The 12,752-nt window shown below is 68.3% G+C and carries 7 protein-coding genes; all 7 read right to left on the bottom strand.

The window, feature by feature from the left end:
• Positions 1 to 51 precede the first annotated feature (51 nt).
• The 7 genes from fusA to rplJ all read right to left on the bottom strand — a co-directional run bounded on the left by fusA (position 52) and on the right by rplJ (position 12,546).
• Complete coding sequence (gene fusA, locus ACQP60_RS00345) at positions 52 to 2,154, bottom strand: elongation factor G (RefSeq protein ID WP_429727841.1); 2,103 nt, start codon at positions 2,152 to 2,154, stop codon at positions 52 to 54.
• A gap of 114 nt (positions 2,155 to 2,268) precedes the next feature.
• The gene (rpsG, locus tag ACQP60_RS00340) at positions 2,269 to 2,739 is read right to left on the bottom strand and encodes a 30S ribosomal protein S7 (RefSeq protein ID WP_380244197.1); all 471 of its coding nucleotides are present in this window, start codon (positions 2,737 to 2,739) and stop codon (positions 2,269 to 2,271) included.
• Complete coding sequence (gene rpsL, locus ACQP60_RS00335) at positions 2,739 to 3,113, bottom strand: 30S ribosomal protein S12 (RefSeq protein WP_416342463.1); 375 nt, start codon at positions 3,111 to 3,113, stop codon at positions 2,739 to 2,741. Before rpsL ends, rpsG begins: the two co-directional genes overlap by 1 nt.
• A gap of 386 nt (positions 3,114 to 3,499) precedes the next feature.
• Positions 3,500 to 7,381 carry a DNA-directed RNA polymerase subunit beta' gene (locus ACQP60_RS00330; RefSeq protein WP_429727840.1) on the bottom strand — a complete coding sequence of 1,294 codons (3,882 nt, stop codon included), beginning with the start codon at positions 7,379 to 7,381 and terminating at the stop codon, positions 3,500 to 3,502.
• Positions 7,382 to 7,437: 56 nt separating this feature from the next.
• On the bottom strand, positions 7,438 to 10,950 hold the full coding sequence (rpoB, locus tag ACQP60_RS00325) for a DNA-directed RNA polymerase subunit beta (protein WP_429727839.1): 3,513 nt from the start codon (positions 10,948 to 10,950) through the stop codon (positions 7,438 to 7,440).
• Positions 10,951 to 11,540: 590 nt separating this feature from the next.
• Positions 11,541 to 11,933: a 50S ribosomal protein L7/L12 gene (rplL, locus tag ACQP60_RS00320; protein WP_429727838.1), complete on the bottom strand. Its 393-nt coding sequence runs from the start codon at positions 11,931 to 11,933 to the stop codon at positions 11,541 to 11,543.
• 82 nt (positions 11,934 to 12,015) lie between these two features.
• The gene (gene rplJ, locus ACQP60_RS00315; protein ID WP_429727837.1) at positions 12,016 to 12,546 is read right to left on the bottom strand and encodes a 50S ribosomal protein L10; all 531 of its coding nucleotides are present in this window, start codon (positions 12,544 to 12,546) and stop codon (positions 12,016 to 12,018) included.
• Positions 12,547 to 12,752: the final 206 nt, after the last annotated feature.

The following is a 12,752-nucleotide window of genomic DNA, read 5'->3' as shown; positions in this document are numbered from 1 at the left end:
CGGGGGTTTCCTACAGGTTGATGGTTGTGCTGGTCGTCGACCTGTGGGGACTCACTCGCCCCGGGTCTTCTTGATGATCTCGTCAGCAACGTTGCGAGGAACCTCGGCGTAGCTGTCGAACTGCATCGAGTACACGGCGCGGCCCTGCGTCTTGGAACGCAGGTCACCGATGTACCCGAACATCTCGCTCAACGGTACCTGGGCGCGCACGACCTTGACACCGGTCGCGTCCTCCATGGACTGGATCATCCCACGACGCGAGTTGATGTCGCCGATCACCTCACCCATGTACTCCTCGGGCGTCCGGACCTCGACGGCCATGACGGGCTCGAGCAGCACCGGGTCGGCGCGCTTGATGCCCTCCTTGAAGACCATCGAGCCGGCGATCTTGAACGCCATCTCCGAGGAGTCGACGTCGTGGTAGGCACCGTCGAGCAGCGTGGCCTTGACGCCCACGACGGGGAACCCGGCCAGCACGCCCTGCTCCATCGCCGACTGGATACCGGCGTCGACGGAGGGGATGTACTCGCGGGGGATGCGGCCACCGGTCACGGCGTTGGCGAACTCGTAGAGCTCCCCCTCGGCCGTGTCGAGCGGCTCGAAGGTCACCTGGACCTTCGCGAACTGGCCCGAGCCACCGGTCTGCTTCTTGTGCGTGTAGTCGATCTTCTCCGCGGTGCGGCGGATCGTCTCGCGGTAGGCGACCTGCGGCTTGCCGACGTTCGCCTCGACCTTGAACTCGCGACGCATGCGGTCGACGAGGATGTCGAGGTGGAGCTCGCCCATGCCGCCGATGACGGTCTGGCCGGTCTCCTCGTCCAGCTTGACGCGGTACGTCGGGTCCTCGGCCAGAAGCTTCTGGATCGCGGTCGACATCTTCTCCTGGTCGGCCTTCGTCTTCGGCTCGATGGCCACGTCGATGACCGGCTCGGGGAAGGTCATCGCCTCGAGGATGACCGGGTTCGCCGGGTCGCTCAGGGTGTCACCGGTGGTGACGTCCTTGAGACCGATGAACGCGTAGATGTGCCCGGCCTGCGCCTCCTCGACCGGGTTCTCCTTGTTGGAGTGCATCTGGAAGAGCTTGCCGATGCGCTCGCGCTTGCCCTTGGTCGTGTTGAGCACCTGGGCGCCCTGCTCGACCTTGCCGGAGTACACGCGCACGTAGGTGAGCTTGCCGAAGAACGGGTGCGTCGCGACCTTGAACGCGAGGCCCGAGAAGGGCTCCGACGCGTCGGCGTGACGCTCGACGACCTTCTCCACGTCCTTGACGTCGTGACCCTCGATCGAGGGGACGTCGAGCGGCGACGGCAGGTAGTCGATGACGGCGTCGAGCATGGGCTGCACGCCCTTGTTCTTGTACGCCGAACCGCACAGGACCGGGAACGCCTCGGACTTGACCACGAGCTTGCGGATGCCGGACTTGATCTCGGCGACCGTGAGCTCCTCGCCACCGAGGAACTTCTCGAGCAGCTCGTCGTCGGCCTCGGCGACCGCCTCGATGAGCTCGTTGCGGTACTGCTCGGCCTTCTCCTGGAGGTCCGCGGGGATCTCCTCGGTCTCGTAGCTCTCGCCGAGGGCGGTCTCGCCGCGCCAGACGAGCGCCTTCATCTCGAGCAGGTCGACGACGCCGATGAAGTCGTTCTCGGCACCGATCGGCAGCTGGATGACCAGCGGCTTCGCCTTGAGGCGGTTGATGATCGTCTCGACCGTGAAGTAGAAGTCGGCGCCCAGCTTGTCCATCTTGTTGACGAAGCAGATGCGCGGGACGTCGTACTTGTCGGCCTGACGCCACACGGTCTCGGACTGGGGCTCCACGCCCTCCTTGCCGTCGAAGACGGCGACCGCGCCGTCGAGCACGCGCAGCGAGCGCTCGACCTCGACGGTGAAGTCCACGTGACCGGGGGTGTCGATGATGTTGATCTGGTTGTTCTTCCAGTAGCAGGTCGTCGCGGCGGACGTGATCGTGATGCCGCGCTCCTGCTCCTGCTCCATCCAGTCCATCGTCGACGCACCGTCGTGCGTCTCACCGATCTTGTAGTTCACACCCGTGTAGTACAGGATGCGCTCGGTGGTGGTCGTCTTGCCGGCATCGATGTGGGCCATGATGCCGATGTTGCGGACCTTCTTCAGGTCGGTCAGCACGTCGAGTGCCACGGTGTCTTTCCCCTTGGTCGGTGGAAGGTCGGAAGCCGGGCCGGAGGGCCGGCCCCCGGCCGGCTCCGGATCCGCGGACGGCCCCGGGGGTCACCCGGAGCCGTCCTGAGCGCATCACCAGCGGTAGTGCGCGAACGCCTTGTTCGAGTCGGCCATCTTGTGCATGTCCTCGCGGCGCTTCACCGCGGCACCGAGGCCGTTGGAGGCGTCGAGGATCTCGTTCATCAGGCGCTCGGTCATCGTCTTCTCGCGACGGGCGCGCGAGAAGTCGGTGAGCCAGCGCAGCGCGAGCGTCGTGGAGCGCGCGGGGCGGACCTCGACGGGCACCTGGTAGGTGGCGCCACCGACACGGCGGGAGCGGACCTCGAGAGCCGGGCGGACGTTCTCCAGCGCGCGCTTGAGCACGACGACCGGGTCCTGGTCCGTCTTGGCACGGACGCCCTCGAGGGCGCCGTAGACGATCGCCTCGGCGGTGGACTTCTTGCCGTCGAGCAGGACCTTGTTGATCAGCTGCGTCACGACGGGCGACCCGTAGACGGGGTCGACGATGAGCGGCCGCTTGGGGGCCGGACCCTTGCGAGGCATCAGGCCTTCTCCTTCTTCGCGCCGTACTTGCTGCGGGCCTGCTTGCGGTTCTTCACGCCCTGCGTGTCGAGCGCGCCGCGCACGATCTTGTAGCGGACACCCGGGAGGTCCTTCACACGGCCGCCGCGGACGAGCACGATCGAGTGCTCCTGCAGGTTGTGGCCGACACCGGGGATGTACGCCGTGACCTCGGTGCCCGAGGACAGCTTGACGCGCGCGACCTTGCGGAGCGCGGAGTTCGGCTTCTTGGGGGTGGTGGTGTACACACGGGTGCACACGCCGCGCCGCTGGGGCGAGTCCTTGAGGGCCGGCGTCTTCGACGCCACGGCCTTCGTGGACCGGCCCTTGCGGACGAGCTGCTGGATCGTAGGCACTACGTCTCCGTCGTCTTCTCGAGCTCACGAGGGCCGGCCGGCCCTCGACGGTGGTCTGTCTGGCTTGTGCGTGCCGATCGCATGCGGCACCCGCGGCCCTCACGGACCGCAACGCCACTTACCACCGGCTCGATGGCCCGGGTCAGCTCAGCTCCCCCGCCCTCACGGACGGTCCGAGCGATCTTCCCGGGGTACCTGTGCGCTCAGGTCGGCGACGCCTCCGGCAGCCGGCCCGAGCGAGAACGTTCTGGGCTGACAGCGGGATGCGCGCGCGACGGCACGGGCACGGCTTCCAAGATTACCCGCGGAAGCAAGCGGGGTCAAAGGAACGGGAGGGGCGCACGCTGTGACGTGCGCCCCTCCCGGACTACCTCGTGGTATCAGACCTAGCGGAAGTCGCCGAAGTCCAGGTCCTCCAGCGGGATCGCCTCGCCCGAGCCCATGCCGAGCGTCGGGAAGTCGATCTCGTCGTAGCCGAAGCTCGGGTAGAGCTCGGCCTTGGCCTGCTCGGTCGGCTCGACCTCGATGTTCCGGTAGCGGGGCAGGCCCGTACCGGCGGGGATGAGCTTACCGAGGATGACGTTCTCCTTGAGGCCCAGCAGCGGGTCACGACGACCGCTCATCGCCGCCTCGGTGAGCACGCGGGTCGTCTCCTGGAAGGAGGCGGCCGAGAGCCACGAGTCGGTGGCGAGCGACGCCTTCGTGATGCCCATGAGCTCCGGACGGCCGGAGGCCGGCTGGCCACCCTCCGCCACGGCGCGACGGTTCGCGTCCTCGAAGCGGACGCGCTCCGCGAGCTCACCCGGCAGCAGGTGCGAGTCACCCGAGTCGAGCACGGTCACGCGACGCAGCATCTGCCGCACGATGACCTCGATGTGCTTGTCGTGGATGTCCACACCCTGCGAGCGGTAGGTCTCCTGGACCTCGTCCACCAGGTGCTTCTGCGTGGCACGCGGGCCGAGGATGCGCAGCACCTTCTTCGGGTCGACGGCGCCCTGGACCAGCTGCGTGCCGACCTGGACCTGCTCGCCGTCGGCGATCAGGAGGCGGGCGCGCTTGGTCACCGGGTAGCGGATCTCCTCGCCGCCGTCGGCCGGCGTGAGGACCAGGTGGCGCGTGCGCTCCGTGTCCTCGATCGTCACCGTGCCGGTGTACTCCGCGATCGGGGCCTCACCCTTGGGGGTGCGGGCCTCGAACAGCTCGGTGACACGCGGCAGACCCTGCGTGATGTCCTCCGCGGAGGCGACACCACCGGTGTGGAAGGTACGCATCGTCAGCTGCGTGCCCGGCTCACCGATGGACTGCGCCGCGATGATGCCGACGGCCTCGCCGATGTCCACCAGCTTGCCGGTGGCCAGGGAGCGGCCGTAGCACTTGGCGCAGGTGCCGACGCGCGACTCGCAGGTCAGCACGGAGCGGACCTTGACGTTCTCGATGCCGGCGGCGATCACCTTGTCGATGATCACGTCGCCCGCGTCCGAGCCCGCCTCGGCCACGACGTTGCCGTCCGCGTCCACGACGTCCGTCGCGAACGTGCGCGAGTAGATGCTCGTCTCGACGCGCGGGTGCGGCACCAGCACGTCGCCGATGCGCTCGGCGACGGGCAGCGTGAGGCCGCGCTCGGTGCCGCAGTCCTCCTCGCGGATGATGACGTCCTGCGACACGTCGACCAGACGACGGGTCAGGTAGCCGGAGTCCGCGGTACGCAGCGCCGTGTCGGCCAGACCCTTGCGGGCACCGTGCGAGGCGATGAAGTACTCGAGGACGGACAGGCCCTCGCGGTAGTTGGACTTGATCGGGCGCGGGATGATCTCGCCCTTCGGGTTCGCCACGAGACCGCGCATACCGGCGATCTGACGGACCTGCATCCAGTTACCACGGGCGCCCGAGGACACCATGCGGTACAGCGTGTTCCGCGAGTTGTTCTCGAGGTTCTCGCGCATGACCGACGCGATCTTGTCGGTGGCCTGGGTCCAGATCTCGATGAGCTCCTGACGGCGCTCGTCGTCGGTGATCAGACCCTTGTCGAACTGGTCCTGGACCTTCAGCGCACGCTGCTCGTGCTCGTCCAGGATGTCGTTCTTGACCTCCGGCATCGCGACGTCGGAGATCGCGATCGTGACGCCCGAGCGCGTGGCCCACCGGTAGCCGGCGTCCTTCAGCGCGTCGAGCGACGTCGCGACGTCGACCTTCGGGTAGCGCTCCGCCAGGTCGTTGACGATCGTCGAGAGCTCCTTCTTGCCGACGACGCCGTTCTGGAACGGGTAGTCGATCGGGAGCGCCTCGTTGAAGATCGTGCGGCCCAGGGTGGTCTCGAACAGCAGCGGCTGCCCGGGCTCCCACCCCTCGGGAGCCTCGAAGCCCTTGGTCGGGGGCACGAGGTCCGACATCCGCAGCTTGATCGTGGCGTTGAGGTCCAGCTCGCCGCGGTCGAGGGCCATGATCGCCTCGGCCTGCGAGGAGAACACGCGCCCCTCCCCCGTCGCGCCGGGGCGGTCCGAGGTGAGGTGGTGCAGACCGATGATCATGTCCTGCGAGGGCATGGTCACCGGACGGCCGTCCGACGGCTTGAGGATGTTGTTGCTCGAGAGCATGAGGATGCGGGCCTCGGCCTGCGCCTCCGCGCTCAGGGGCAGGTGGACCGCCATCTGGTCGCCGTCGAAGTCCGCGTTGAACGCGGCGCACACGAGCGGGTGCAGGTGGATGGCCTTGCCCTCGACGAGCTGCGGCTCGAACGCCTGGATGCCCAGACGGTGCAGGGTGGGGGCACGGTTCAGCAGCACCGGGTGCTCCTGGATGACCTCCTCCAGCACGTCCCACACCTCGGCGCGGGTGCGCTCGACCATGCGCTTGGCGCTCTTGATGTTCTGCGCGTGGTTGAGCTCGACCAGCCGCTTCATGACGAACGGCTTGAACAGCTCGAGCGCCATCTGCTTGGGCAGGCCGCACTGGTGCAGCTTGAGCTGCGGGCCGACCACGATGACCGAACGGCCCGAGTAGTCGACGCGCTTGCCGAGCAGGTTCTGGCGGAACCGGCCCTGCTTGCCCTTGAGCATGTCGGAGATCGACTTCAGCGGGCGGTTGCCCGGGCCCGTGACCGGACGGCCGCGGCGACCGTTGTCGAACAGCGAGTCCACGGCCTCCTGGAGCATCCGCTTCTCGTTGTTGACGATGATCTCCGGCGCACCCAGGTCGAGCAGGCGCTTGAGCCGGTTGTTGCGGTTGATCACGCGGCGGTACAGGTCGTTGAGGTCCGACGTCGCGAAGCGGCCACCGTCGAGCTGCACCATCGGGCGCAGGTCCGGCGGGATGACCGGGACGGCGTCGAGCACCATCGCCGTGGGCGAGTTGGTCGTCGTGAGGAACGCGTTGACGACCTTCAGTCGCTTGAGCGCGCGCGTCTTGCGCTGGCCCTTGCCGGTGCGGATGGTCTCGCGCAGCGACTCGGCCTCGGCCTCCAGGTCGAAGCTCTCGAGGCGCTTCTGGATCGCCGCGGCGCCCATCGAGCCCTCGAAGTACGTGCCGTAGCGGTCGACGAGCTGGCGGTACAGCATCTCGTCGCCCTCGAGGTCCGCGACCTTGAGGTTCTTGAACCGGTCCCAGACCTGCTCGAGGCGGTCCAGCTCCTGGTCGGCACGCTTGCGCAGCTGCGCCATCTCGCGCTCGGCGGAGTCGCGCACCTTGCGGCGCGCGTCGGCCTTGGCGCCCTCGGCCTCCAGCTCGGCCAGGTCGGCCTCGAGCTTGGCGGCGCGGGTGTTGATGTCGTTGTCGCGGCGGTCCGAGATCTCCTTCTTCTCCAGGTCGATCTCGTTCTGGAGGTTCGGGAGGTCCTCGTGCCGGGCCTCGTCGTCGACCCACGTGACCATGTAGGCCGCGAAGTAGATGACCTTCTCCAGGTCCTTCGGGGCCAGGTCCAGCAGGTAGCCGAGGCGCGACGGCACACCCTTGAAGAACCAGATGTGCGTGACCGGGGCGGCGAGCTCGATGTGGCCCATGCGCTCACGGCGCACCTTCGAGCGCGTCACCTCGACGCCGCAGCGCTCGCAGATGATGCCCTTGAAGCGCACGCGCTTGTACTTGCCGCAGTAGCACTCCCAGTCCCGGGTGGGGCCGAAGATCTTCTCGCAGAAGAGCCCGTCCTTCTCCGGCTTCAGGGTGCGGTAGTTGATGGTCTCGGGCTTCTTGACCTCTCCGTGCGACCAGGCACGGATGTCGTCGGCCGTGGCCAGGCCGATACGCAGCTCGTCGAAGACGTTGACGTCGAGCAAGATGTCCTACTTCCTCAAAGCTTTCGAATGTCCGTGGAGTTCAGCTGGTCGCTGGATCAGATCTCGTCGACCGTGGCGGCCGAGTTGGGGCGTCGGGACAGATCGATGCCCAGCTCCTCCGCGGCGCGGTACACCTCGTCGTCGGACTCCTTCATCTCGATGGAGGTCCCGTCGCTCGAGAGCACCTCGACGTTCAGGCACAGCGACTGCATCTCCTTGAGGAGCACCTTGAAGGACTCCGGGATGCCCGAGTCGGGGATGTTCTCGCCCTTGACGATCGCCTCGTAGACCTTCACGCGGCCCGGGACGTCGTCGGACTTGATGGTGAGCAGCTCCTGCAGCGTGTAGGCCGCGCCGTACGCCTCGAGGGCCCACACCTCCATCTCGCCGAAGCGCTGGCCGCCGAACTGCGCCTTACCACCCAGCGGCTGCTGCGTGATCATCGAGTACGGGCCGGTCGAGCGCGCGTGGATCTTGTCGTCGACCAGGTGGTGGAGCTTGAGGATGTACATGTAGCCCACCGACACCGGGTCCGGGAACGGCTCGCCGGAGCGGCCGTCGAAGAGCCGGGCCTTGCCGTCCGTCGCGACCATGCGGTCACCGTCGCGGTTCGGCAGCGTCGTGGAGAGCAGACCGCGCAGGCCCGACTCCTCGAGGCCGTCGAACACCGGCGTCGCCACCGGCGTCCCCGGCGCGGACTTCGACGCGACCTCGGGCAGGGTCTCCTTCCAGGAGAGGTCCTCGCCCTCGGCCAGCTCGATGTCCCAGCCGCGGCTCGCGACCCACCCCAGGTGCGTCTCGAGGACCTGGCCGACGTTCATGCGGCCGGGCACGCCCAGCGGGTTGAGGATGACGTCGACCGGCGTGCCGTCGGGGAGGAACGGCATGTCCTCCTGCGGCAGGATCTTCGAGATGACGCCCTTGTTGCCGTGCCGGCCGGCGAGCTTGTCGCCGACGGTGATCTTGCGGCGCTGGGCGATGTAGACGCGGACCAGCTGGTTCACGCCGGCGGGCAGCTCGTCGCCGTCCTCGCGGTTGAACTCGCGGACGCCGATGACCGTGCCCTGCTCGCCGTGAGGCACCTTGAGGGACGTGTCGCGGACCTCGCGGGCCTTCTCGCCGAAGATGGCGCGCAGCAGGCGCTCCTCCGGGGTCAGCTCGGTCTCGCCCTTCGGGGTGACCTTGCCGACCAGCACGTCGCCCGCGCCGACCTCGGCACCGATGCGGATGATGCCGCGCTCGTCCAGGTCCGCCAGCACGTCCTCGGAGACGTTCGGGATGTCCCGCGTGATCTCCTCGGGCCCGAGCTTGGTGTCGCGGGCGTCGACCTCGTGCTCCTCGATGTGGATCGAGGACAGGACGTCGTCCTCCACGAGGCGCTGCGACAGGATGATCGCGTCCTCGTAGTTGTGGCCCTCCCACGACATGAACGCCACGAGCAGGTTGCGGCCGAGGGCGAGGTCACCCTCGTCGGTCGCCGGGCCGTCGGCCAGCACGGAGCCGACCTCGACCCGCTGGCCCTCGTCCACGAGCACGCGCTGGTTGTAGCTGGTGCCCTGGTTCGAGCGGCGGAACTTGGCCGCACGGTACGAGCCCGTGGTGCCGTCGTCGTTCGCGACGAGGACCAGGTCGGCGGACACCTCGGTGACCACGCCGGGCTTGGTCGCCACGATGACGTCGCCGGCGTCGACCGCCGCACGACGCTCCATGCCGGTGCCGACCAGCGGCGCCTCGGAGCGCACCAGCGGCACGGCCTGACGCTGCATGTTCGCGCCCATGAGCGCGCGGTTCGCGTCGTCGTGCTCGAGGAACGGGATGAGCGCCGTCGCGACGGACACCATCTGGCGCGGCGAGACGTCCATGTAGTCGACCTCGGCCGGCGGCAGGTCGTCGGTCTCGCCGCCCTTGGTGCGCACCAGGACGCGGTCGTTGAGGAACGTGCCGTCCGCGGCGAGCTCGGTGTTCGCCTGGGCGATGATGTGCCGGTCCTCGTCGTCCGCCGTCAGGTAGACGATCTCGTCGGTGACCTTGCCGTCCGTGACCTTGCGGTACGGCGTCTCGATGAAGCCGAACGGGTTGATGCGACCGAACGACGCGAGCGAGCCGATGAGGCCGATGTTCGGCCCCTCAGGGGTCTCGATCGGGCACATGCGGCCGTAGTGCGACGGGTGGACGTCACGGACCTCCATGCCGGCGCGGTCGCGGGACAGACCACCCGGGCCGAGGGCGTTCAGACGACGCTTGTGCGTCAGGCCCGCCAGCGGGTTGTTCTGGTCCATGAACTGCGACAGCTGCGAGGTGCCGAAGAACTCGCGGATCGACGCCACCACGGGACGGATGTTGATCAGCGTCTGCGGCGTGATCGCCTCGACGTCCTGCGTCGTCATGCGCTCACGGACCACGCGCTCCATGCGGGACAGGCCCGTGCGCACCTGGTTCTGGATGAGCTCGCCGACGGCGCGGATGCGGCGGTTGCCGAAGTGGTCGATGTCGTCCGTCTCGACGCGGACCTCGATCGGCTGGCCGTCGCGGGTGCCAGGGATCGTCGCCTGGTCGGCGTGCAGCGCGGCCAGGTACTTGATCGTGGCGACGACGTCGGTCACGGACAGCGTGGAGTCCGCCAGCGGCGCCTCGACGCCGAGCTTCTTGCCCACCTTGTAGCGGCCGACCTTCGCCAGGTCGTAGCGCTTCGGGTTGAAGTAGAAGTTCTCGAGCAGCGCGCGACCGGCCTCGACCGTCGGCGGCTCGCCCGGGCGGATCTTGCGGTACAGGTCGACGAGGGCCTCGTCCTGGGTGTGGACGTGGTCCTTCTCGAGCGTGTCGAGCACGGACGGGAAGTCGGCGAACTCCTCGCGGATCTCCGCCTCGGTGAGGCCGAGGGCCTTCAGCAGGACGGTGACGGGCTGCTTGCGCTTGCGGTCGACGCGCACGCCGACGGCGTCGCGCTTGTCGATCTCGAACTCGAGCCAGGCGCCGCGCGACGGGATGACCTTCGCGGAGAAGACGTCCTTGTCGCTCGTCTTGTCCGGCTGACGCTCGAAGTACACGCCCGGAGAACGCACCAGCTGGGAGACGACGACGCGCTCGGTGCCGTTGATGATGAACGTGCCACGCTCGGTCATGAGCGGGAAGTCGCCCATGAACACGGTCTGGCTCTTGATCTCACCGGTCGTGTAGTTCACGAACTCGGCCGTCACGAACAGCGGGGCGGCGAAGGTGAAGTCCTTCTCCTTGCACTCCTCCGCCGTGTACTTCGGCGGCTCGAAACGGTGGTTCGAGAAGGAGAGGGACATCGACTGGCCGAAGTCCTCGATCGGCGAGATCTCCTCGAAGATCTCCTCGAGGCCCGACGTCGCGGGGACGTCGGAACGGCCGGCGGCGGTGGCCGCCTCGACCCGGGCCTGCCAGGCGGGGCTGCCGAGGAGCCAGTCGAAGCTCTCGGTCTGCAGCCCGAGGAGGTCGGGGACCTCGAGCGGCTCGTAGATCTTGGCGAAGGAGACGCGGCGGGAAGCGGTGCGGTTCGCGATAGCGTCGGCGGACGGAACAGAAGGGGTGCGCGAGGCAGCCAAGAGGGGTCCTTCCCTGCAGTTCGATGGCACGCTGTACGCTCAGCGAGGCTGCAGGCGCCGGACCGCGGCGGGAGGAACCGGCCCAGGGGTCACGAAGACGTGATCACAGGGGGCGGGACTTCGTCGGCGGGGAGGCGTCGGGGCACAAGCGAGCGCAAAGCGCTAGCGTAGCCAGAACTTCGTCGTTTGTCCACTCGCGCGGGCACACGAGTGGACGCCCTCGGTTCTGGGTCGTGAGGACGTTGTCTCGGTGGCCGCCATATGCCGCCCAAGAAACGGTTGTCGGACCAGCCTAACCCGTGGTAGGCGGCCCCGGCCAGGGGCCCGCGCGCGACGTCGGTCACGACACGACACCTCCACAACCGGCCCGGCTCCCCGCGACGCCGCGCCGTCCGCCGGTCGCTCGCCGCGGCAGTTCGCGCTCGCGGCGGCAGTTCGAACTGCCGCGCCGAGCCGGAAGTGCCGCGCCGACGACGTCGGACACCGGCATCGGACACCGGCATGGGACACCGGCGTAGAACGCGGCGAGGCCCGCACCCCCCGAAGGGATGCGGGCCTCGCGGAAGCGATGCGCGGCTAGGCCGCAACGATCACTTGAGGGTGACGGTGGCGCCGGCGCCCTCGAGGGCAGCCTTGGCCTTCTCGGCCGTCTCCTTGTTCGCGGCCTCCAGGACCGGCTTCGGGGCGCCGTCCACGAGGTCCTTGGCCTCCTTCAGGCCGAGGGACGTGAGCGCGCGCACCTCCTTGATGACCTGGATCTTCTTGTCGCCGGCGGCCTCGAGGATGACGTCGAACTCGTCCTTCTCCTCGGCGGCCTCGGCGCCACCGGCACCGCCAGCGGCGGGGGCGGCAACCGCGACGGCGGCGGGAGCGGCGGCGGTGACCTCGAACTTCTCCTCGAAGGCCTTCACGAACTCGTTGAGCTCGATGAGGGTGAGCTCCTCGAAGGCGGCCAGGAGCTCGTCGGTGCTGAGCTTCGCCATGATGGCGTTCCTTTCGGTTGGTGCGTCCTGGGGCCGGGGCCCCGCAGAAGCAAGGGAGGGGGTAGTGCTTGCCGCACCGCCGTCAGGCGGCAGCGGCCTCCGATTCCTGCTTCTGACGCAGGGCATCGATGACGCGAGCGGCCTGGGCCGGCTTCGCGCTGAAGGCGTAGGCAGCCTGGAAGAGCTTGGCCTTCATCGCGCCGGCCGTCTTGGCCAGCAGGACCTCGCGGGACTCGAGGTCCGCGAGCTTGGTGACCTCTGCAGCGGTCAGCGGCTTCCCGTCAAGGACACCGCCCTTGATGACCAGTGCAGGGTTCGCCTTGGCGAAGTCACGCAGACCCTTGGCGGCCTCGACCGGGTCGCCGGTCACGAACGCGATCGCGGACGGACCCTTGAGGTCGGCCTCGAACGCGTCGATCCCGGCCTCCTTGGCCGCGATGGACGTCAGCGTGTTCTTCACCACGGCGTAGGTTGCGTTGCCGCTGAGCGACCGACGCAGCTCCTTGAGCTGCGCGACGGTGAGCCCGCGGTACTCGGTCAGCACGGCCGCGTTCGAGTCACGGAACTTGTCCGCGACCTCCGCGACAGCGGCTGCCTTGTCCGGCCTCGCCATGGCAATCCTTCCGGTGGTGGTGCCACCGGTACCTGCGAAAGAAAAGAGCCCCGGCGCAGGTGCGCACGGGGCTCGGAGCTCACAGCCGGGCTGTGTGATCGTCGTCGTGTCACCTACGCAGGCCCCCGCACTCTCACGGGACTTCGGTCTTCGGCTTGCTGGGGCGAGCCCGGGCAGCGTCGGACGACCGGCGGTCTTGGGTTACC

The organism is Isoptericola variabilis, from assembly GCF_050311655.1.
GTDB lineage: Bacteria > Actinomycetota > Actinomycetes > Actinomycetales > Cellulomonadaceae > Isoptericola > Isoptericola variabilis.
Note: the sequence above shows the minus strand (reverse complement) of the source record. Positions and strands in the feature narration are given on the sequence as shown.